Below are 20908 nucleotides of genomic sequence, written 5' to 3' on the forward strand. Positions count from 1 at the left end.
GCGGGACCCCGCACCGCGCGCGAGCGCCCACGGGCGTCCACTAGGCTCGTACGCATGGCCGACGCACCGTACAAGCTGATCCTCCTCCGCCACGGCGAGAGCGACTGGAACGCGAAGAACCTGTTCACCGGCTGGGTGGACGTCAACCTCACCGAGAAGGGCGAGAAGGAGGCGGTCCGGGGCGGTGAGCTGCTCAAGGACGCCGGCCTGCTGCCCGACGTGCTGCACACCTCGCTGCAGAAGCGCGCCATCCGCACGGCGCAGCTCGCGCTGGAGGCCGCGGACCGTCACTGGATCCCGGTGCACCGCTCCTGGCGCCTGAACGAGCGCCACTACGGTGCGCTCCAGGGCAAGGACAAGGCGCAGACCCTCGCGGAGTTCGGCGAGGAGCAGTTCATGCTGTGGCGTCGCTCGTACGACACCCCGCCGCCGGTCCTGGAGGACGGTACGGAGTTCTCGCAGTCCGCGGACCCGCGCTACGCGTCGATCCCGAACGAGCTGCGTCCGCGCACGGAGTGCCTCAAGGACGTCGTCGAGCGCATGCTGCCGTACTGGTACGACGGCATCGTCCCGGACCTGCTCGCGGGCCGCACGGTCCTGGTCGCCGCGCACGGCAACTCCCTGCGCGGTCTGGTCAAGCACCTGGACGGCATCTCGGACGCCGACATCACGGGCCTGAACATCCCGACCGGCATCCCGCTCGTCTACGAACTGGACGCCGACTTCAAGCCCCTGAACCCGGGCGGCACCTACCTCGACCCGGACGCGGCCGCGGCCGCCATCGAGGCCGTCAAGAACCAGGGCAAGAAGAAGTAAGTTTCGTGATCATGCCTCCCACCTGCGCACACGGCGCCGGTGGGGGGCATTTTCAGACCCTGGGTCCACTCTGGGCCCTCAGGCCGGCGGCTCTTGTGGGCGGAGCGCCTCGTAGAGGGCCTTCCGGGCCCGGTCCCGGCTGCTGGGCATCAGGTGCGCGTACACCTTCAGAGTCAGCCCAGGGTCGGAGTGCCCGAGGTGCTCGGCTTCAGCTCCTCGCAGCCTGCGGCCGCCAGTCGGGCGCGCCGTGCCAGTGCGGCGGCCGACCGGAGCCCGTGCGCGCAGCAGGGCCCTGTCCGGAGACTCCAGGCAGGGCCCTTGTGCTGACTCGGCGGCGTGACGGCCGCCTTGGCCGGGGTGACGGCCCTCTCGCGTGGAGTGGGGTCAGGGGGCGGCCGGCGCGGCGGGCGCGGCCGGGGCGACGGCCGGTGCGGCGGGCTTGGCCAGGAGGGCCTCCGCCGTGTCCTGGAGCGCGGCCACGTTGCCGTTGGACAGGACGACGTTGGGGTTCAGGACGCGCTCGATCGGCACGTGCACGACCTCCGAGATGTCGGAGACGTTGAGGTTGTTCAGGAGCGAGAGCAGCGGGTTGTCGGCGGCCTGGGCGGGCGCACCGCCGAGGAGCAGGACGGCGCCGGCGAGAGCGCCGACGAGCGAGGTTCGATTCAGCTTCATGCGCGGGGAACGCCCCGCCCGTCCCCCCGGTTACCGCCCCACCCCACCGGTCCCCCGTTCAGCCCCGCCCGACCCCCCATCCGGCCGGACCGCCCCCTTCCAGCCGCGCACAGAGCCCCCCGCTCGCCGGGGAACGGCGGGCGGGGGCTCCGGTGCCCACGGGGCTCTCCTCTGCTTCGGGGGCCCCAAATGAGCGTGAGCCCGCATCGCGGCGTGGGCGACCGGCAGGGGCTGAAAAGCGGGCCCGCCAGGCCCGGGCAAGAAGGAGTAACCTTCGTGATCATGCCTTCCACCTGCGCGTACGGCGCGGGTGGGAGGCATTTTTCGGGCCCGGGGCCGGCTCGCGGCGGGGCTCAGGGGGTGGCGGTGGGTGCGTTCTCGCGCCACTCGCGGCCGATCGAGCGCAGCAGCGCCGGGTAGACCCCCAGGTACCGGAAGGGCTTGATGCCCAGCATGTAGAGGGTGCCCAGGCGGCCGTTCGGCTTCACCAGGACGGTCATCTCGCCGTGGTACCCGCCGTTGCCGTCCGGGACCCAGCCGATGTGCAGCACCCCGTGCACGGTCCGGTTGGCGGTCTCCGCCGCCCACTCGTCGTGGGTCTGGAAGATCGAGGTGAACGGGGCCGACCGGAGGTCGGGGCCCCGCTCGCCCTCGCGGAGGTCGGCCGGCAGGCGGTCGCGCAGGGTCGGGACCCGGGTGCCGAGGCCGCCGTCGGGCCTGTCCCAGCCGAACAGCTTGCCGAGCCCGTGGCGGACCGCGAAGAGGACGCGCGCCACGGGGGAGGAGGCCGGATCCCCCGCGCCCTGCGCGAACTGGCGCACCAGGCGGGCGAGGTCGTCCGGCCCGCCCGGGGTCGGCAGTGCCCACACGTCCTCGACCTGGAAGTCGCCGGCGATCTCGTGGATCCGCCAGGGTCGGGAGGTGTGCGCGGTCTTGGGGAGTCTCATCGGTCGGCCCCTATCTATACGATGCCGTATAGATCGAGGCTAGCACTCATCTATACGGAACCGTATAGATGGGGGCCGCGTGAGGAGGAGCACGGCATGGGCGCGACCCGCACACCACGCGGAAAGTGGATCGAGGAAGGATTGCGGGCCCTCGCCGCCGGCGGCCCCGAGGCCGTCCGCGTCGAGGCGTTGGCGCAGGCGCTCGGCGTCAGCAAGGGCGGCTTCTACGGGTACTTCGGCAGCCGGGGCGCACTGCTCACCGAGATGCTCGACACCTGGGAGCACGAGGTCGCCGAGGCCGTGATCGAGCAGGTCGAGGGCGGCGGGGGAGACGCGCGGGCCAGGCTGGAGCGCCTGTTCGCGATCGCCTCGTCGGCCGACGGGCCGGTCAGGGGCACCACCGCCGACCTCGCGATCCGCGACTGGGCCCGGCGCGACGAGGACGTCGCGCGGCGGGTGCGGCGTACCGACAATCGGCGCATGGAGTACCTGCGTTCGCTGTTCCGCGTCATCTGCGCCGACGAGGACGACGTCGAGGTCCGCTGCCTGCTGGCCTACTCGCTGCGGATCGGCGAGCACTTCATCCACGTCGACCACGGCGGCCGCACCCGCGCGGAGGTCATGGAGCTCACCCGGAACTGGCTCCTGAGGTAGCCGGCCCGGAGACGAGCTAGCCGGGGTAGGTCTCGAACGTGACCACGGCGCTGTCCTCGCCCTCCCAGGCGACCTGGACCTCGATCTTGTCGATGTCGCCGTTCCCGAAGTTGGGCGCCTTCGGGTAGTTGATGTGGAGGAAGGGGTTCCGCGCGCACGCATGCGAAAGGCCCCGTCCGGTGATGGACGGGGCCCGTCTTCGCGTGCAGCCGGTGGAGGCGGTCAGCCGCCGCACTGGCAGGGGGCGCCGGACTGGCAGCCGCAGCCGCAGCCGGAGCCGCAACCGCAGGCCGCGAGCAGCGGTAGCCGCAGCGGCTCCGGCCTCGGGGGCTGCTCCTGCTCCGGGGTGATGGGGACGGGGGAATCGGGCATGGTTCCTCCTCGTAGGCGGCCGTACGGGACTTCGTACGTCGGACCGCCCTCGCCCTCATTCATGCCCAGCACCACCGGCGCGTCAACGGCGCATTGGGGCTCGGCACGGCCCGCGGCCCGCCCACGGTCCGCCCACGGTCCGGACGCCCTCGTCCGGACTCCCCGCCTCCGACGAGGCCGGTGCGTCAGACGCCCTCGACCTGCGTCGGCTGCTGCAGGTCGTCCGCGTGCTCACCCGTCACCAGGTACACCACGCGCTTGGCCACCGACACCGCGTGGTCCGCGAAGCGCTCGTAGTAGCGGCCCAGCAGGGTCACGTCCACGGCCGTCTCGATGCCGTGCTTCCAGCGGTCGTCCATCAGGTGCTGGAACAGCGTGCGGTGCAGCTGGTCCATCTCGTCGTCGTCCTGCTCCAGCTGGAGCGCGAGGTCGACGTCCTTCGTGATGATCACCTCGGCGGCCTTCGCCATCAGGCGCTGCGCCAGCTGCCCCATCTCCAGGATGGTGGCGTGCAGGTCCCGCGGCACGGCCCGGTCCGGGAAGCGCAGCCGGGCGAGCTTCGCCACGTGCTGGGCGAGGTCGCCGCTGCGCTCCAGGTCGGCGCTCATCCGCAGGGAGGTCACGACGATGCGCAGGTCGGTGGCGACCGGCTGCTGGCGGGCCAGCAGGGCGATGGCGCGCGCCTCCAGGTCGTGCTGGAGGTCGTCGACCTTCTGGTCGGCGGCGATGACGCTCTCGGCGAGCTTCAGGTCGGCGTCGAGCATGGACGTCGTGGCCCGCCCGATCGCGGAGCCGACGAGTCGGGCCATCTCGACCAGGCCTTCTCCGATCGAGTCCAGTTCCTCGTGGTACGCGTCGCGCATGTCTCGTGTCCCTCTCTCGACCTACTACTGCGGTACTGCCCGGGGGCGGGCCGGGGCGGCCAGCGGCCCCACGGTGACACGGTGAGCCGCAAACGCGTCCGACTCCGGCACCACAAGTGAATCAACCCCGTCGCCAGGGTGAACTCTGGGCGACGACTGTTCGAGGTGCCACCCGAACGGCTGTGGAAGTGTCCTCGCGCCTGCTTAACCTGGATCCATGGACGTGAACGCGGCGGTCGCCGCAGCTGCAGCGATCGCCGGTCTTTGCACCGGTGTGATCGCGATGCTGGCGTTCCGCTGGAGCGAGCGCGACCAGGCCCGCCCCACCCGGAGCTCCATGCGCCCCGACATCAACGCGGTGCTGCCGCCCGGCGTGGACACGGTCCTCTCCGTGCTGCGCTCCTCGGCGGTCGTACTGGACGAGGGCGACGCGGTGGTCAAGGCCAGCTCGGCGGCGTACGCCCTCGGCCTGGTCCGCGGCGGCAAGCTCGCCGTGGAGCCGATGCTCCACATGGCCCGCGACACCCGCCGCGACGGGGAGATACGCCAGGTCGAGCTGGACCTGCCCCGGCGCGGTACCGGTCGGGGAGAGGCCCTCGCGGTCTCGGCGCGCGTCGCCCCGCTCGGCTCCCGCCTGGTGCTCCTCCTGGTCGAGGACCTCACCGAGGCCCGCCGCATCGAGGCCGTACGCCGCGACTTCGTCGCCAACGTGTCGCACGAGCTGAAGACCCCGGTCGGGGCGATCTCCCTGCTGTCCGAGGCCGTCATGGACGCCGCGGACGACCCCGAGGCGGTCAGCCGCTTCGCCGGCCGCATGCAGATCGAGTCCACCCGACTGATCAACCTCGTGCAGGAGCTCATCGACCTCTCCCGGGTGCAGAACGACGACCCGCTGGAGGACGCCGAGCCCGTACGCGTGGACACGCTGGTCGCCGAGGCCATCGACCGCTGCCGCCACACGGCGTCCTCGAAGCAGATCACCATGGCCGCGGGCGGCACCGCCGACCTGCGCGTATGGGGCAACCGCGGACAGCTCGCAGCCGCCCTAGGAAATCTGGTCGAGAACGCCGTCAACTACAGTCCCGCCCGCACCCGCGTCGGCATCGCCGGACGCAGGGTGACGGCTCCTGGGGGAGACTTGATCGAGATCGCCGTGACCGACCAGGGCATCGGCATCCCGGAAAAGGACCGCGAGCGCATCTTCGAGCGCTTCTACCGCGTGGACCCGGCCCGCTCCCGAGCCACGGGAGGAACCGGCCTCGGCCTTGCGATCGTGAAGCACGTGGCGGCCTCGCACGGCGGGGAGGTGTCGGTATGGAGCTCGGAGGGCCAGGGTTCCACGTTCACCCTGCGACTCCCTGAAGCGGCCGCGCCGGCCCCGGCGGCGGCCCACGCCACCCACCCGACCCCTGCCTGACCCAGAACCGCCCCAGCCATTCCTGCCCCGGAGGTCCTTCCGTGACCCGAGTGCTCGTCGTCGAGGATGAGGAATCCTTCAGCGACGCCCTGTCCTACATGCTCCGCAAGGAGGGCTTCGAGGTCGCCATCGCCGCGACCGGGCCCGACGGGCTCGACGAGTTCGAGCGCAACGGCGCCGACCTCGTCCTCCTCGACCTGATGCTCCCCGGCCTGCCCGGCACGGAGGTCTGCCGGCAGCTGCGCGGCCGCTCCAACGTCCCCGTGATCATGGTGACCGCCAAGGACAGCGAGATCGACAAGGTCGTCGGGCTGGAGATAGGAGCAGATGACTACGTCACCAAGCCCTTCTCCTCCCGCGAGCTGGTCGCCCGCATCCGCGCGGTCCTGCGCCGCCGCGGCGAGCCGGAGGAGGTCACCCCGGCGGCCCTGGAGGCCGGCCCCGTACGGATGGACGTCGACCGCCACGTCGTCACCGTCTCCGGCGGCAAGGTGGACCTCCCGCTGAAGGAGTTCGACCTGCTGGAGATGCTGCTGCGCAACGCGGGCCGCGTGCTGACCCGTATGCAGCTCATCGACCGGGTCTGGGGCGCCGACTACGTCGGCGACACCAAGACGCTGGACGTCCACGTCAAGCGCCTCCGCGCCAAGATCGAGCCGGACCCGGGCGCGCCGCGCTACCTGGTGACGGTGCGCGGCCTCGGCTACAAGTTCGAGCCGTAGGCCGCGGGCGCTCGCGCGGTCCGGGGCCGGTCGGAGGCCGGCACGGCGTCCCGAAGCCGGTGAGGCCCCCGGGCCTCGCCGTGCGAGGGGCGCACGCGAGATGGGGTTCGAGCCGGACCCGGGCGCGCCGCGCTACCTGGTGACGGTGCGCGGCCTCGGCTACAAGTTCGAGCCGTAGGTCGACCCGGTCCTGAAGGCCGTACGGGAAGGGCCCCCACCCGCTGATGCGGATGGGGGCCCTTCCCGTATGCGTACGCGGGGTCCGCGTCAGTGGCCGGCGCTGTGCGAGGGGGAACCCGACGGCGTACCGGTGGCGCTGCCCGAGGCGGACCCGGACGGGGTGGCGCCCGCGGCCGCGCCGGTGGCCCCGGCGGACGGGGAGCCGGACGGGGAGCCCGACGGCGTGCCCGAGGGGGTGCCGGACGCGGTGGCGGCCGGGGCCGGGGCCGCGGTCGGGCCGAACGGCGCGAACGCACCGGTGGCCGGGACCACGAAGGCCTCCAGCTCGATGCCGCCCGTGCTGCTCAGCTGGAAGAGGACCTTCTGGACCTCGCCGTCCCGGACGGTCGCGGCGCCGTCCTCGATCACGGCAGAGGCGTTGCCCTTGCCGCCGATCACGACGTAGCCGAGGGCCGGCACGGTGACCTTGCCGGAGCCTTCGGCCGGCTTCAGCGCGACCTTGCCCTTGCCACCCGGGAGGGTGATGCCGTCAAGCGTCTGTGCCTTGGTGCCGTTGTTGAAGACCGTCGCGGAGACGACCGCGGGACCCTTCTCGCCCTTCTGGCCCTGGGTGATCACCAGTGCGTTCTGGACCTCGATGTCGCCCTTGGTGGCGGCGGCGTTGTCCGGCTTGATCTGGAGGGTCTGCGCGTCCTGGCCCGCACCGCATGCGGCCAGCGAGGCGATCGAGAACACGACGGCGGTGGCGGCGAGGGCGCCGCGTCGAAGGCTGCGGCTCACGGCGGCGGCATCTCCTTGGACGAACGGAAGGGGCGGGTGGACGCTCGGAACGGCCGAGGTAAAGCCGCTCTAAGGGTGTGTCAGCGCGCTTAGGTTACCGAGCCGCCGCCCGGCCCCCGCACCCGACCCTCCGCAGCGCAGCCGCCGCCCTGGGAGCGTCCCGCGATCTTGCATTCCGCCGTGCCGTTCACCGAGCCGTTCACCGCGCCGATCTTGTGGCGCTCGCATATCGTGCGCCGGCCCCCTGCTGATCAATTTCCGGATTCCCTCGAACGCACTTCGTGATCAATTCAGGATTGGGCCGGAACCCGCCCGGTGAGGGCGGTCGCCAGTCGGACGGAGTAGTTCGGTTTCTCGACTCGGAACCCGGCAAAACGGGACGTACGTCACACTGATGGGGGTGCCGGGCAGGTGTAGCGTGGCCCTTTCGCCTGGTCCGCGCAGCCCCCCCGACCTGCGAATACCCTCTTCCGGAAGCTCTCCGCAGCACGTTCCTGTTGCTGTTGTCAAGCCCCGAGATGTGCCCTGACCTGCGAAAACGCCATTCATAACGGTCAGTTCTCGTGTTACCCTGGATAGCCACGGAAGGGGTACCTGTCACATGACGTTCAAGGTTGGCGACACCGTGGTCTATCCCCATCACGGGGCCGCGCTGATCGAGGCCATTGAGACTCGTCAGATCAAAGGCGTGGACAAGACCTACTTGGTGCTCAAGGTCGCCCAGGGCGACCTGACGGTTCGTGTGCCTGCGGACAATGCGGAGTTCGTCGGCGTTCGCGACGTAGTCGGCCAGGACGGGCTGGACCGGGTCTTCGAGGTGCTTCGCGCACCGTATGCAGAAGAGCCGACGAACTGGTCCCGGCGCTACAAGGCAAATCTGGAGAAGCTCGCTTCTGGCGATGTCATCAAGGTCGCCGAAGTGGTGCGTGACCTGTGGCGTCGTGAGCGCGAGCGCGGGCTGTCCGCGGGCGAGAAGCGCATGCTCGCGAAGGCACGCCAGATTCTGGTGAGCGAGCTCGCGCTCGCTGAGAACACGAACGAGGACAAGGCCGAGGCCCTCCTCGACGAGGTGCTCGCGTCCTGACGCGAGTCCCCGTGCACCACTTGGTGCGCAGCTTGCCGCGGTGCCCGATGACAAGGTCTCTCCTCCACGAGAGGCCTGTTGCCGGGCGCTGCGGCATGTCTGTATCCGTACCTTTTGCCTTACTGCCACCATCGCGATGGCGTGCCGGGCCCGGGCAGCCTGCTCGACCGGTCGTCACGGAAGGGGCGAGGGGCGTCGCACCCGGCACCCTTCAGGCCATACCCATGTCGGCCGAAGTCACAAACCTGGCTCGGAGCTACTGATGTCTGACGTTACGCGTCCCCACCGCACCGCCGCGGTGATCCCGGCCGCCGGCCGGGGGGTACGCCTCGGTCCCGGTGCCCCCAAGGCCCTGCGGGCCCTCGGCGGCACCCCGATGCTCATCCACGCCGTACGCGCGATGGCCAGCTCCCGCGCGGTCTCCCTCGTGGTGGTCGTGGCCCCGCCCGCGGAGGCCGCCGAGGTGCGCCTGCTGCTGGGCGAGCACGCGCTGCCCGAGCGCACCGAGCTGCTGGTCGTCCCGGGCGGGGAGACCCGCCAGGATTCCGTCCGCGCCGGCCTCGACGCGCTGCCGCCGGACGTCACCTCCGTACTCATCCACGACGCGGCCCGCCCGCTCGTCCCCGTGGACACGGTGGACTCGGTCATCGAGGCCGTACGCGACGGCGCGCCCGCCGTGGTGCCCGCGCTGCCCCTGGCCGACACCGTCAAGGAGGTCGAGCCCGGCAAGCCCGGCGAGCCCGAGCCGGTCCTCGGCACGCCCGAGCGGGCCCGGCTGCGCGCCGTGCAGACCCCGCAGGGCTTCGACCTCGCCACCCTCCGGCAGGCGCACGCCGCGATCGCCGTCGCCGGCGAGGGCGCCACCGACGACGCCGGAATGGTGGAACGGCTCGGCGTCACCGTCGTGGTGATCCCGGGCCACGAAGAGGCCTTCAAGGTCACCCGCCCGCTCGACCTGGTCCTCGCAGAGGCCGTACTCGCCCGCAGGAGGGCCACCGATGGCTACTGAGCCGACCACTCCCGTCGCGCCGCTGATCCCGCTCGTCGGCATCGGCACCGACGTCCACGCCTTCGAGACCGGCCGCGAGCTGTGGTGCGCCGGCCTGCTCTGGGAGGGCGAGGACGGCCTCGCCGGCCACTCCGACGGTGACGTCGCCGCCCACGCCGCCTGCGACGCGCTCTTCTCCGCCGCCGGCGTCGGAGACCTCGGCGCGCACTTCGGCACCTCCCGCCCCGAGTGGTCCGGAGCCGCGGGCGTCACCCTTCTGGCGGAAGCGGCCCGTATCGTCCGCGCCGAGGGCTTCGAGATCGGCAACATCGCCATCCAGGTGATCGGCGTACGCCCGAAGATCGGCAAGCGGCGCGAAGAGGCGCAGAAGGCGCTCGCGGCCGCCGCCGGCGCCCCCGTCTCGGTGTCCGGCACCACCACCGACGGGCTGGGGCTCACCGGCCGCGCCGAAGGGCTCGCCGCCATCGCCACGGCCCTCGTGTACCGGACGAACCCGGCCTGATCGCTCGTAGCGGCCGAACATCTTCGGCAACAAAGGTGCCCCGGGTCCCGAAAGGGTCGCGGGGCACTGCTACAGGGCCACTACCCTGGATGCCGTGACTATTCGCCTGTACGACACCAGCGCCCGGCAGATCCGCGACTTCATCCCGCTCACCGCGGGCTGTGTCTCGATCTACCTGTGCGGCGCCACGGTGCAGGCCGCCCCGCACATCGGGCACATCCGGTCGGGCCTCAACTTCGACATCATGCGCCGCTGGTTCGAGCACCGGGGCTACGAGGTCACCTTCATCCGCAACGTCACGGACATCGACGACAAGATCATCACGAAGGCCGCCGAGCAGCGCCGCCCGTGGTGGTCCATCGGCTACGAGAACGAGCGCGCCTTCAACGACGGCTACACCGCGCTCGGCTGCCTCCCGCCCACCTACGAGCCGCGCGCCACCGGCCACGTCACCGAGATGGTCGAGATGATGCGCGGCCTCATCGAGCGCGGTCACGCGTACGAGTCCGAGGGCAACGTCTACTTCGACGTGAAGTCCTTCCCCGGCTACCTCTCGCTCTCCCGCCAGGAGCTCGACAACATCCGCCAGCCGGAGAGCACCGGCGAGACCGGCAAGCGCGACGCCCGTGACTTCGCCATGTGGAAGTCCGTCAAGCCCGGCGAGCCCTCCTGGGAGACCCCTTGGGGCCGCGGCCGTCCCGGCTGGCACCTGGAGTGCTCCGCCATGGCGCACAAGTACCTCGGTGAGGCCTTCGACATCCACGGCGGCGGGCTCGACCTGATCTTCCCGCACCACGAGAACGAGATCGCCCAGGCCCAGGCCTTCGGCGACGAGTTCGCCAAGTACTGGGTGCACAACGCCTGGGTCACCATGTCCGGCGAGAAGATGTCCAAGTCGCTGGGCAACTCCGTCCTCGTCTCCGAGATGGTCAAGCAGTGGCGCCCGATCGTCCTGCGCTACTACCTCGGCACCCCGCACTACCGGTCGATGATCGAGTACAGCGAGGAGGCCCTGCGCGAGGCCGAGTCGGCCTTCGCCCGGATCGAGGGCTTCTACCAGCGCGTCATCGAGAAGGCCAGCGGTCCCGTCGAGCCGGCGCGCGAGGTCCCGCCCGCCTTCGCCGAGGCGATGGACGACGACCTGGGTGTCCCGCAGGCGCTCGCGATCGTCCACACCACCGTCCGCCAGGGCAACAGCGCGCTCGCCGCCGACGACAAGGACGCGGCCATCGCGCGCCTGTCCGAGGTACGGGCCATGCTGGGCGTCCTCGGCCTGGACCCGCTCGACCCGCACTGGGACGGTGGGAACGGGTCCGACCGCGGCGAGGAGCTCCACGGCGCCGTGGACACCCTCGTACGACTCGTCCTGGAGCAGCGCGAGTCCGCCCGGGCCCGCAAGGACTGGGCGACCGCGGACGCGATCCGCGACCAGCTCCAGCAGTCCGGGCTGGTCATCGAGGACAGCCCCACCGGTCCGCGCTGGACGCTCGGCCCCCGCTGAGCCCAGCAGCTGAGCTTGGTGTGCTGCCCGGCGCTCCGGGCGGCACACTCTTCATACGTACATATCGCAGCACCAACGAAAACAGGTAGAAGTCATGGCCGGGAACAGCCAGCGCAGGAACCGTCGCACGTCCAACAAGAAGGGCGCGACGGTCGGCAGCGGTGGCCAGCGGCGCAAGGGCCTGGAAGGCAAGGGCCCCACGCCCAAGGCCGAGGACCGCAAGAAGCACAAGGCCAACCGCATCAGCAACGCCATGGCCCGCCAGGCGGCCAAGCGTCGCCCGGCCCCGCGCCGCGGTGGTCCCAAGGGCACCAGCGAGATGGTCGTCGGCCGCAACCCGGTCTTCGAGGCGCTGCGCGACGGTGTCCCCGCCACGACGCTCTACGTCCAGCAGTTCATCGACAACGACGAGCGCGTCCGCGAGGCCCTCCAGCTCGCGGCCGAGCGCGGCAACATCAACCTGATGGAAGCCCCGCGCCCCGAGCTCGACCGCATGACCAACGGGCTCAACCACCAGGGCCTGGTCCTCCAGGTCCCGCCGTACGAGTACGCGCACCCCGAGGACCTCACCGCGGCCGCCTACGACGAGGGCGACGACCCGCTGATCGTCGCGCTCGACGGCGTCACCGACCCGCGCAACCTCGGCGCGATCGTCCGCTCCGTCTCCGCCTTCGGCGGCCACGGCGTGGTCATCCCCGAGCGTCGCGCCGCCGGCATGACCGCCGGTGCGTGGAAGACCTCGGCCGGCACCGCCGCCCGCACCCCGGTCTCGCGCGTCACCAACCTGACCCGCGCCCTCCAGGACTACAAGAAGGCCGGCATCACCGTCGTCGGCCTCGCGGCCGAGGGCACCCACGAGGTCCAGGACCTGGAGGTGCTCGGCGGTCCGGTCGTCATCGTCGTCGGCTCCGAGGGCAAGGGTCTCGGCCGGCTCGTCGGCGAGAACTGCGACTACCTCGTGCGCATCCCGATGCCGGGCGGCGCCGAATCCCTCAACGCCGGTGTCGCCGCCGGTGTCGTGCTCTACGAGGCGGCCCGCCGCCGCGCCGTCCGCGGCCGCGTCTGAGCTCCGCGCGACTGATCCACTTGGCTCAGGGAATGTGACCCGTGAGCGTGTCACCCCGCCCGATTCGGGCGGGGTGGCTTGATCTTGACGGGTCTCGGACACATCCCTGACGTCAAGGCAGTGTCCTAAGCACTGATCACTCGGTTAGATGAGTGTGGACACCAGAACGTCAGGGTTCGACGACCAGCCCGCGCTGAGCATGGTCAAGGTGCCGTGCGACCCCGCACAGGTCATCGTCAACCACGCCAGCTTCCGCGTGCGGCTCGCACCGAGCCCGAGCGCGCGTTCCAAGCCCGCGAAGGCCCCCGGCCGCGCACCCGTTCTGGGTGGCGCCGTGGTGGCGGCCGCCGGGGCCACCCGCCGCCGGGCCCCCGTGGTCTGGAGCGGCAAGTCCGACGCCGGCGACGCCGCCGCCATGGGCGGTCTGCTCCAGGCCGTCCGTGAGGCCGGCCGCGGACACGACGAGTACGACGGCGGCGCCACCCAGGTCATCCCCCGCGTCGACCTGGCCCACGACCTCGCCGAGGACACCGTCGCCACGCCGACCGTCATCGGCCAGCGAAGCTACGGGGACCCCACCGAGACCCGCCCGCCGGCCGCCGTACGCGACCTGCCCTACCAGCAGGAGCCGCCCGGCTTCGGCCCCGGGGCCGACTCCCGCCGGGCCGGCCCCGACACGCGCGGGCAGGCCTCCTACTACCCCGGCCGCCGGATGAACCTCGGCGTCGTGCTGCTCCCGCTGCGCGTCTTCCTCGGCTTCATCTCCATCTACGCCGGCATGGGCAAGCTCTGCGACCCCGTCTACTTCGACGGCGGCGAGCGCGGCTCCATGGTCACCTGGCTGCACACGCTGAACCCGTGGGCGCTCGCCGAACCGCTGCGCGACTTCGCCCTCGCGCACCCGGTCGGCGCGGGCCTGAGCGTCGCCTTCCTCCAGGTCATCGTCGGCGTGCTCACGGTCTTCGGCCTGTGGCAGCGGTTCGCCGCCTGCTTCGGGGCGCTGCTGTCCGCCGCCCTGCTGATGACGGTGAGCTGGAAGACCGTCCCGGCCTACGACGCGCCCGACATCATCTACCTCGCCGCCTGGAGCCCGCTGATCATCGCGGGGGCCCCCGTCTACTCCCTCGACGGCCGCCTCGCCGGCGAGGCCTGGCGGACCCTCGGCCCGCGCTCGGAGATCTGGCGGCTGCGGCGGCGCGTCCTGCGCCGCGGGGCCGTCATGGCCACCGTCGTGTGCGGGCTCACCCTGCTCGTCGGCTCGCTCCTCGGCGGCGCCGTCCGCTCCTCCACCGTCGTCACCGTCCCCGGGCCGGGCGAGGCGCCCAGCAACTACCTGCCGGGCCGTCCGCTGCCGCAGGCACCGGCGAGCCCGCAGCCGGGGCAGCAGCGGTCCACGCAGGCGCCGAGCAAGGCCGCCTCGCCCTCGGCGAGCGCGACCGAGCCCGCCGCGAAGTCCGGGAAGACCGCGTCCGGCAGCCCCTCCAAGGGGACCTCGGGGACCCGCTCCGAGTCGCCGGCCGCGACGCGCGGCACCACCGGCAAGCAGCAGACCCCGCGCAGCACCCCCCGGCAGTCCTCCGCACCGAGGCAGCCGTCCTCCTCCGCGGGGAGCAGCACGGGCGGCGGGGCTCCGGCCCCCAAGCAGCCCGGCCTGATCGGCGGGCTCATCGGCTGACACCGGCACACGGCCATCGGGGCCCGGCGCGCGCGAGCGTGCCGGGCCCCCGTGCGTGTGCCGGGCGCGCGAAGCCGCGTACGTACGGGCACCGATCGGCCGTGACGGGCCTCAGGGGCCCTTCTGAGCCGCCAACTCCCGTGCGGCCTCGGTGAGGTCCTTCGCGGTGTCGATCGCCCGCCAGTAGGCGCCCTGCGGCAGCGGGAAGCCCGCGAGGCGTCGCTCGCGGGCCAGACGCGGGAACGTCGTGCGCTCGTGGTCGCCCAAGTCCGGGAGCAGCGAGGCGAATTCGGGGCTGAAGACGTACACGCCGGCGTTGACGAGGTAGGGCGACGGTGGGGCCTCGATGAAGTCCAGCACGTGCCCGAACTCGTTGGTCTCCACGACCCCCCACGGGATGCGCGGCCGCGCCAGCGCGAGCGTGGCCACCGCGTCCCGCTCCGCGTGGAAGGCGGCCATCTCGCGGAGCGAGAAGCGGGTCCACACGTCACCGTTGGTCGCGTACCAGGCCCCGTCGGGGTGCGGGAGGTGCCGGGCGGCGTACTTGAGACCGCCGCCGCGGCCCAGCGGTTCCTCCTCGACCACCGTGGTCACGCGGAGCGGCAACCGGGCCCCGGCCAGCCACTCCTGGAGCACCTCGGCCAGGTGCCCGCAGGAGACCACGGCGTCCGTGACCCCCTCGGAGGCCAGCCAGGCCAGCTGGTGCCCGATGATCGGCACGCCCGTCCCCGGGATCTCGACCATCGGCTTCGGACGGTCGTCCGTGTACGGCCGCAGCCGCGAACCCTGGCCGCCCGCCAGGACGACGGCCTGGGTGGGGGCGGCGGGGAACACGGCTGCGGGGGGTGCGGGTGGAGCGGATCGGTGGTCGTCGGTCATGACGGCCAGCGTAGGGACGTGACGAGCGTCAGCCCATGGAGGCGACGCCGGAGGCGTACGAGGTGTCGCAGACGGGCCGGGAGTACGACTGGGCCTTCGTCGGGCCGTAGGCGTCCACGGCGGCACGCCCCAGCGCCCGCGCGATCCCCACGCAGTGCTCGGCGAGCGAGGGCCGCTTGTTCACCTCCTGCTGGAGGTGGGTCAGGACGTCGTCCGGCCGCTCGCCCTGCTGCAGCTCGCCGACGAGCTGGTCGCGCAGCACCTCGTGCGCGGCACGCGGCTTCGCGGGGACGGAGACGTCCTCGGCGGCGGCGGTCAGGACCTGGGAGGACGAAGTGTCCGCCCAGGGGACCATGGTGACCGCGAGGGTCCCGGACAGGACCAGGACGACGGGCAGGACCAGGGCGAGGGAACGGCCGATTCGGCGGGCAGTGTGGGTCACGAGGGCGAGAGTAGCGCTCGGTGAGGATTTGGCGACATTTAGTCACTCTGTCGGGGGATGGTTCGACGTGGTTTTTCGAATCAAGGGTTGACGGTTGGGGCCGAATGGCCCGGTCTGCCGGGGTTCCGGCACCGGTCGCGGGCGGGCAACGGACGCCGAAGGGGCGCCCCTTGACGGGACGCCCCTCCAACGACCGCGAAACCTGCGGGAGCTGCTACTTGGACAGTCGCTCGCCGGAGGAGGTCGAGAAGACGTGGATCTCGTCCGCGCGCGGCACCACGTGGAGGTTGGAGCCCTTCTCCGGGACCTGACGGCCGCCCACGCGCACCACGAGGTCCTGCGAGCCCTCGGCGGTGGTGGTGGAGCCGTAGACGTAGCCGTCGGCGCCGAGTTCCTCGACGACGTTCACGACCATGGTCAGACCGCCGCTCTCGGCGACGTCGAAGTGCTCCGGGCGGACGCCGACCGTGACGGTGCGGTCGCCCGCGTCGGCCGCCGCGGACAGCGCCTCGCGGGACACCGGGACGACGCTGTCGCCGAACTTCACGCCGCCGTCGGTGATCGGGACCTCGACCAGGTTCATGGCCGGCGAACCGATGAAGCCGGCGACGAAGAGGTTCGCGGGACGGTCGTACATGTTGCGCGGGGTGTCGACCTGCTGGAGCAGCCCGTCCTTCAGGACGGCCACGCGGTCGCCCATCGTCATCGCCTCGACCTGGTCGTGGGTGACGTAGACCGTGGTGATGCCGAGGTCGCGCTGGAGCGCCGCGATCTGCGTGCGGGTGGAGACGCGGAGCTTGGCGTCGAGGTTCGACAGCGGCTCGTCCATCAGGAACACCTGCGGCTTGCGCACGATGGCGCGGCCCATGGCGACGCGCTGGCGCTGACCGCCGGAGAGCGCCTTGGGCTTCCGGTCGAGGTACGGGGTCAGGTCGAGCATCTTCGCCGCGTCCTCCACCTTCTTGCGAATGGTGGCCTTGTCCTCACCGGCGATCTTGAGCGCGAAGCCCATGTTGTCGGCGACGGTCATGTGCGGGTAGAGCGCGTAGTTCTGGAACACCATCGCGATGTCCCGGTCCTTGGGCGGCAGGTGCGTGACGTCGCGGTCACCGATGCGGATGGCGCCGCCGTTGACGTCCTCCAGGCCGGCGAGCATGCGCAGCGAGGTGGACTTGCCGCAGCCGGACGGGCCGACGAGGACGAGGAACTCGCCGTCCTGGATCTCCAGCTCGAGCTGGTCGACGGCCGGCTTGTCGCCGCCGGGGTACAGACGGGTCGCCTTGTCGAAAGTGACAGAAGCCATGGTGATGAATCCCTTCTACCGGCAGGAACGTGCCGGACGATCCGAGTGGAAGGAAGAATGGGTCTAGTCCACCAGGTGGACTTCCGCTCGACGCTACCCGTCCGGACGGCCGCTGTCAGCATCGGGAAGGTGTCGAATTTCGCATTACGCGATGTGGGCCGCTGTGTAGAGTGATGACGGTTGCGCCTCCTTAGCTCAGCTGGCCAGAGCAACGCTCTTGTAAAGCGTAGGTCGTCGGTTCGAATCCGACAGGGGGCTCCGAGGAAGTACACAGAGGCCCTGTCGTCCGAACGGGCGGGAGGGCCTCTGACCGTTCGGGGGCTGTCCGGCAGGGGAGGCGGAGATGGTCGCGCGGTACGTCGTCGCACCGAACGGGGGCAGGCGAGCCCACCGGGACATCACCTCCGCCCTCGCCGAGGCGGCCCGGCGCGGACGGCCGGCGCTGATCGAGATCGAGCCCGGCCACTACGAGGAGACGCTCACCGTCCGCGGCGAGACCCGACTGGTCGCGGTCGGGGGCCCCGGCTCGGTCGTGGTCACGCGGCCCCGCGGCACCGTCCTGGACTCCTGGGCGCCGGTGGTCGTCCAGGGGCTCGTCCTGCTCGGCCGGGGCGCCGACGTGGTGAGCTGCCACGCCGGGGCGCTGACGCTGGAACACACCGAGATCCGGGCCCACGACGGGGTCGCCGTGCACGCCCGACCGGGCACCTCGCTGACGCTGCGGGACAGTACCGTCCTGCACGGCCGGGTCCTGCTCGCCGGCGCCGAGGGGCTCGTCGAACGGTGCCGGTTCACCGACGCCGCGGACAACGCGCTCGCCGTGATCGACGGCGGCCGGCTCTCGCTCACCGGCAGCCGGATCGAGGGCAGCCGCCTCCACGGGTTACGCGTCAGCGGCGGATCGGCCCGGATCGAGCGGTGCGTACTGACCCGCACCGGGATGGCCGCGGTCTTCGCGGACGCGCGGGCGGAACTGACCGTGACCGACTGCCTCGTCGAGTCCGTGCAGGCGGAGGCCATCGCCTACGTCGAGCAGTCCCGGGGCAGCGTGGAGCGCACCCGCGTCCTCGACGCGCGGTACGGGATCGCGGTGGCGAGCGGCGCCGACCCGGTGGTGCGCGACTGCGTACTCACCGGCTGCCGCGACACCGGCCTCGACATCAACAACGGCGGCCGCGGCCGGTTCGAGAACTGCGAGATCACCCGGGCGGGCAACGTCGCGGTCCTCGTGACCAAGGGCGGTGCCCCGGAGGTCCACGACTGCCGTGTCGCCGACGGCAAGGTCGCGATCGCCGTCACCGACGGCGGCCGCGGCCGGTTCACCCGGATCGACATCCGCGACCTGACCAGCGCCGCCCTGCGGGTCCACGACGAGGCCACCGCCGTCTTCGAGCACATCACGGTGGAACGCTGCCCGTCCGGGCTGGAGACCCGGGGCAACGGCGGCACTCAGGCCGAACTCACCGACAGCGTCATGCGCGACGTCGCCATGGCCGCGGTCACCGCCCTCGGACAGACCTGGGTGACGCTGCGCCGGGTGACCGTGGAGCGGGCGGCGCTGGCCTTCGGCGCCGGGGAGGAGGCACAGCTGCTCCTGGAGGACTGCGGGGCCGCGGCGGTCACCACCGGCGGGGCGTCCGCCTTCGGCGGCGCGCGCGTCCTCGCGCGGAACCTCACCGTCACCGGAAGCGACGGACTGGGCGTCTTCGCGCGGGACACGGCCCGGCTGGAGATCGAGGGCGCCACCCTCGTCGACTGCGCGGTGAGCGGCGCGAGCTTCGTCGACGACTCCGGAGGCCGGCTCGAAGGCTGCTCCGTGACGGGGACCGGGCAGCTGGGCGCCCTGCACAACGGGCTCGTCGACCTGGCCGGACTGAGCACGTCGCTGCCCGTGCTCGAGAAGACCGTGCGGACCGAACCCGGCCCCACGGTGGTCCACCACCATTACGAGGGACCGGTCTTCAACGGACCGGTCCACGATCTCCAACTGGCGTGGCGCAACATCCACGCCGTCCAGCACCGGACGACGAACGAGGACGGTAACCGCACATGAGCGATCAACGGCCGAACGCCGACGGGTCCGGTCCGGTCTTCCACGGCGCCGTCTCCGGAGCCCAGTTCGCCTGGGGCAACGAGACGGTCACCCAGAACCAGCAGAACAACACCGCGCCCCCGCCCGGCGCCGAGGCCCTCGCCTCCCTCGCCTCCCTCGTCGCCGACCTGCTGCGGCAGCTCCCCGAGGCGGGCCTGCCCGACTGGGACCGCGAGGACGCCGAGGCCGCCGCCCAGGACGTCCTGGCGGAGGTCGACGGGACCGGCGAGCCCCACCCGGGAAGGCTGCGCCGGGCCTTGGCCGCACTCAAGGGAGCCCTGGCACCGGTCGCGACCGGGGTGGCGGCCGGGACGGCGGTGGGGGCACAGGAATGGGCCCGGACGGCGATCGAGAGCCTGACCTCGGCCGCCTGATCAGTGGCGGCCCGAGATGCGGTCGGCCAGGCGGGCCAAGGGGGTGGTCGTCGGGCGGTGGGTGGCGCTCTCGTGGCGGTCCGCCTCGCGGTAGGCGGCGTAGAGGGCCTGGACGCCGAGCCAGCGCAAGGGCTCCGGCTCCCAGCGGCGGACGCGGTGGTTCACCCACGGCAGGGTGGTCAGCTCGGTGGATTCGCCGAGGACCAGGTCGCGCAGGGTGCGGGCCGCGAGGTTGGCGGTGGCGACGCCCGAGCCCACGTAGCCGCCCGCCCAGCCCAGGCCCGAGGCGCGGTCCAGGGTGACCGTGGCGCACCAGTCGCGGGGCACGCCGAGCACACCTGACCAGGCGTGGGTGATCTCCGTACCCGCGAGCTGCGGGAAGAAGGAGGTCAGGAGGTCGGTCAGGGCCGAAACGGTGGCGGGCTGGGTACGGCCGTCGTTGTCGGTGCGCGAGCCGAAGCGGTACGGGACCCCGCGGCCGCCGATCGCGATGCGGTCGTCGGCGGTGCGCTGCGCGTACATGTACGCGTGGGCCATGTCGCCCAGCAGCGTGCTGTCCGACCAGCCCAGCCGGGACCAGGTCTCGGCGGGCAGCGGGGCCGTCACGATCATCGAGGAGTTCATCGGGAGCCAGGACCGCTTCTGGCCCTTGAGGGCGGCGGTGAAGCCCTCGGTGCAGCGCAGCACGTAGGGGGCGCGGACCGTGCCGTACGGGGTGACGGCCCGGCGCGGGGCGATCTCGGTGACGGGCGTGGACTCGTGGATGACCACCCCGAGCGCTTCGACGGCGGCGGCCAGGCCCGTGACCAGCTTCAACGGGTGGATGCGGGCGCCGTGGGGGCTCCAGCTGGAGCCGACGGCGTCGGCGATGTCGAGGCGGGCACGGGTGGCGGGGGCGTCGAGGAATTCGCGGTCGGTCGCGCCCTCGTCGAAGGCGACCTCGTGGGCGTGGAAGGCCTTCAGGCGGGCGAGTTGGGCGGGGGTGCGGGCGACTTCGAGGACGCCGCCGCGGTGGATGTCGGCGTCGATGCCCTCCTTCACGGCGACGTCGATGACCTCGGTGACGGTCGCGTTCATGGCCTGCTGGAGGCGGCGGGCGGCCGGGCGACCGTGGAGGGCGGCGTAGCGGTCGCGGCCGGCGATGCCGTTGTAGAGCCAGCCGCCGTTGCGGCCGGAGGCGCCGTAGCCGCAGAACTTCTGTTCCAGGACGGTGATCCGGAGGTCGGGGGCGGCGAGCTTGAGGTAATAGGCGGTCCACAGGCCGGTGTACCCCCCCCCGACGATGACGACGTCGGCGGTGGTGTCGGTGGTGAGGGGTGCGCGGGGTGGGGTGGCCGGGGTGCGGCTGGGCGCGGTCGCGTACCAGAAGGAAATACCGCCGTTGATCGTCATGGGGGAGTTGGTACACCCCGTTTCGCAGGGGTGTCCAGGGACGGTGTGTCGTGGTTCGGGGGTGTCGGTTGGACGGCGTGCGGTGTCCTGCGGGGTGCTCGGCGGTGTGCGGTACGGCTCGGGCTGCGCCCGGGGCGGCGCCTCAAACGCCGGCGGGGCTGGA

The 20908-nt window shown here is 71.9% G+C and carries 22 protein-coding genes, 1 tRNA gene and 1 pseudogene; 13 read left to right on the top strand and 11 right to left on the bottom strand.

Annotation, left to right across the window (positions count from 1 at the left end; translation table 11 throughout):
* Window positions 1–54: 54 nt before the first annotated feature.
* Window positions 55–816: a phosphoglyceromutase gene (locus tag AB8A24_RS29045; protein ID WP_030728436.1), complete on the top strand. Its 762-nt coding sequence runs from the start codon at window positions 55–57 to the stop codon at window positions 814–816.
* 78 nt (window positions 817–894) lie between these two features.
* Here the strand turns inward: AB8A24_RS29045 and AB8A24_RS29050 are convergent.
* The 3 genes and pseudogenes from AB8A24_RS29050 to AB8A24_RS29060 all read right to left on the bottom strand — a co-directional run.
* Window positions 895–1029, bottom strand: a pseudogene (locus AB8A24_RS29050) (site-specific integrase); the annotation flags it as partial.
* A 171-nt stretch (window positions 1030–1200) separates the two neighbouring features.
* A complete protein-coding gene (locus AB8A24_RS29055) occupies window positions 1201–1491 on the bottom strand; it encodes a hypothetical protein (RefSeq protein ID WP_328962731.1) in 291 nt (96 codons plus the stop codon).
* 353 nt (window positions 1492–1844) lie between these two features.
* Entirely contained in the window at window positions 1845–2438 is a 594-nt protein-coding gene (locus AB8A24_RS29060) for a DUF2867 domain-containing protein (RefSeq protein ID WP_328962732.1), read from the bottom strand.
* Window positions 2439–2534: 96 nt separating this feature from the next.
* Here AB8A24_RS29060 and AB8A24_RS29065 point away from each other — a divergent pair, with 96 nt between their 5' ends.
* Entirely contained in the window at window positions 2535–3092 is a 558-nt protein-coding gene (locus tag AB8A24_RS29065; RefSeq protein WP_369478019.1) for a TetR/AcrR family transcriptional regulator, read from the top strand.
* 16 nt (window positions 3093–3108) lie between these two features.
* Here AB8A24_RS29065 and AB8A24_RS29070 read toward each other — a convergent pair whose 3' ends face one another.
* From AB8A24_RS29070 to phoU, 3 genes are all read right to left on the bottom strand, one after another.
* Window positions 3109–3327 carry a hypothetical protein gene (locus AB8A24_RS29070; protein WP_369478020.1) on the bottom strand — a complete coding sequence of 73 codons (219 nt, stop codon included), beginning with the start codon at window positions 3325–3327 and terminating at the stop codon, window positions 3109–3111.
* Window positions 3315–3464 carry a hypothetical protein gene (locus AB8A24_RS29075; RefSeq protein ID WP_167344738.1) on the bottom strand — a complete coding sequence of 50 codons (150 nt, stop codon included), beginning with the start codon at window positions 3462–3464 and terminating at the stop codon, window positions 3315–3317. The genes AB8A24_RS29070 and AB8A24_RS29075 overlap by 13 nt, the downstream gene beginning before the upstream one ends.
* Window positions 3465–3649: 185 nt before the next feature.
* Window positions 3650–4327, bottom strand: a complete 678-nt coding sequence (gene phoU / locus AB8A24_RS29080; protein WP_030009600.1) for a phosphate signaling complex protein PhoU — start codon at window positions 4325–4327, stop codon at window positions 3650–3652.
* Between the two features lie 217 nt (window positions 4328–4544).
* Between phoU and AB8A24_RS29085 the strand changes: the two genes are divergently transcribed.
* Window positions 4545–5744, top strand: a complete 1200-nt coding sequence (locus AB8A24_RS29085; RefSeq protein ID WP_051763887.1) for a cell wall metabolism sensor histidine kinase WalK — start codon at window positions 4545–4547, stop codon at window positions 5742–5744.
* Window positions 5745–5785: 41 nt separating this feature from the next.
* Entirely contained in the window at window positions 5786–6466 is a 681-nt protein-coding gene (locus tag AB8A24_RS29090; RefSeq protein WP_030009598.1) for a response regulator transcription factor, read from the top strand.
* A 267-nt stretch (window positions 6467–6733) separates the two neighbouring features.
* Here the strand turns inward: AB8A24_RS29090 and AB8A24_RS29095 are convergent, their stop codons facing one another.
* The gene (locus tag AB8A24_RS29095; protein ID WP_328962735.1) at window positions 6734–7426 is read right to left on the bottom strand and encodes a DUF461 domain-containing protein; all 693 of its coding nucleotides are present in this window, start codon (window positions 7424–7426) and stop codon (window positions 6734–6736) included.
* Between the two features lie 601 nt (window positions 7427–8027).
* Between AB8A24_RS29095 and AB8A24_RS29100 the strand changes: the two genes are divergently transcribed.
* From AB8A24_RS29100 to AB8A24_RS29125, 6 genes are all read left to right on the top strand, one after another.
* Complete coding sequence (locus AB8A24_RS29100) at window positions 8028–8510, top strand: CarD family transcriptional regulator (RefSeq protein ID WP_003953493.1); 483 nt, start codon at window positions 8028–8030, stop codon at window positions 8508–8510.
* A 262-nt stretch (window positions 8511–8772) separates the two neighbouring features.
* On the top strand, window positions 8773–9519 hold the full coding sequence (gene ispD, locus AB8A24_RS29105) for a 2-C-methyl-D-erythritol 4-phosphate cytidylyltransferase (RefSeq protein WP_328962736.1): 747 nt from the start codon (window positions 8773–8775) through the stop codon (window positions 9517–9519).
* Window positions 9509–10021, top strand: a complete 513-nt coding sequence (gene ispF, locus AB8A24_RS29110) for a 2-C-methyl-D-erythritol 2,4-cyclodiphosphate synthase (RefSeq protein WP_266383748.1) — start codon at window positions 9509–9511, stop codon at window positions 10019–10021. The genes ispD and ispF overlap by 11 nt, the downstream gene beginning before the upstream one ends.
* 94 nt (window positions 10022–10115) lie before the next feature.
* Window positions 10116–11522: a cysteine--tRNA ligase gene (gene cysS / locus AB8A24_RS29115; RefSeq protein ID WP_369478022.1), complete on the top strand. Its 1407-nt coding sequence runs from the start codon at window positions 10116–10118 to the stop codon at window positions 11520–11522.
* A gap of 94 nt (window positions 11523–11616) precedes the next feature.
* Window positions 11617–12588: a 23S rRNA (guanosine(2251)-2'-O)-methyltransferase RlmB gene (gene rlmB / locus AB8A24_RS29120; protein WP_328962738.1), complete on the top strand. Its 972-nt coding sequence runs from the start codon at window positions 11617–11619 to the stop codon at window positions 12586–12588.
* Between the two features lie 148 nt (window positions 12589–12736).
* Window positions 12737–14263, top strand: coding sequence for a DoxX family membrane protein (locus AB8A24_RS29125; protein ID WP_369478023.1), 1527 nt, complete (start codon window positions 12737–12739; stop codon window positions 14261–14263).
* Window positions 14264–14374: 111 nt separating this feature from the next.
* On the opposite strand, the gene AB8A24_RS29130 is transcribed toward AB8A24_RS29125, so the two are convergent.
* From AB8A24_RS29130 to AB8A24_RS29140, 3 genes are all read right to left on the bottom strand, one after another.
* Window positions 14375–15142 (bottom strand): NDP-sugar synthase, encoded by a 768-nt coding sequence (locus AB8A24_RS29130; protein WP_369478024.1) that lies wholly within the window; start codon window positions 15140–15142, stop codon window positions 14375–14377.
* A gap of 28 nt (window positions 15143–15170) precedes the next feature.
* Window positions 15171–15584, bottom strand: coding sequence for a hypothetical protein (locus AB8A24_RS29135; RefSeq protein WP_030728397.1), 414 nt, complete (start codon window positions 15582–15584; stop codon window positions 15171–15173).
* A 214-nt stretch (window positions 15585–15798) separates the two neighbouring features.
* Window positions 15799–16887, bottom strand: coding sequence for a sn-glycerol-3-phosphate ABC transporter ATP-binding protein UgpC (locus AB8A24_RS29140; protein WP_328962741.1), 1089 nt, complete (start codon window positions 16885–16887; stop codon window positions 15799–15801).
* A gap of 184 nt (window positions 16888–17071) precedes the next feature.
* On the opposite strand from AB8A24_RS29140, the gene AB8A24_RS29145 reads away from it, so the two are divergent.
* The 3 genes from AB8A24_RS29145 to AB8A24_RS29155 all read left to right on the top strand — a co-directional run bounded on the left by AB8A24_RS29145 (window position 17072) and on the right by AB8A24_RS29155 (window position 19353).
* Window positions 17072–17145, top strand: a tRNA-Thr gene (locus AB8A24_RS29145).
* A gap of 85 nt (window positions 17146–17230) precedes the next feature.
* A complete protein-coding gene (locus tag AB8A24_RS29150) occupies window positions 17231–18940 on the top strand; it encodes a right-handed parallel beta-helix repeat-containing protein (protein WP_369478025.1) in 1710 nt (569 codons plus the stop codon).
* Complete coding sequence (locus AB8A24_RS29155; RefSeq protein ID WP_369478026.1) at window positions 18937–19353, top strand: hypothetical protein; 417 nt, start codon at window positions 18937–18939, stop codon at window positions 19351–19353. Before AB8A24_RS29150 ends, AB8A24_RS29155 begins: the two co-directional genes overlap by 4 nt.
* Here the strand turns inward: AB8A24_RS29155 and AB8A24_RS29160 are convergent, their stop codons facing one another.
* Window positions 19354–20745 (bottom strand): FAD-binding oxidoreductase, encoded by a 1392-nt coding sequence (locus AB8A24_RS29160; protein ID WP_328962744.1) that lies wholly within the window; start codon window positions 20743–20745, stop codon window positions 19354–19356.
* Window positions 20746–20908: the final 163 nt, after the last annotated feature.

This window comes from Streptomyces sp. BF23-19, from assembly GCF_041106355.1.
Taxonomy (GTDB): Bacteria; Actinomycetota; Actinomycetes; order Streptomycetales; family Streptomycetaceae; genus Streptomyces; species Streptomyces virginiae_A.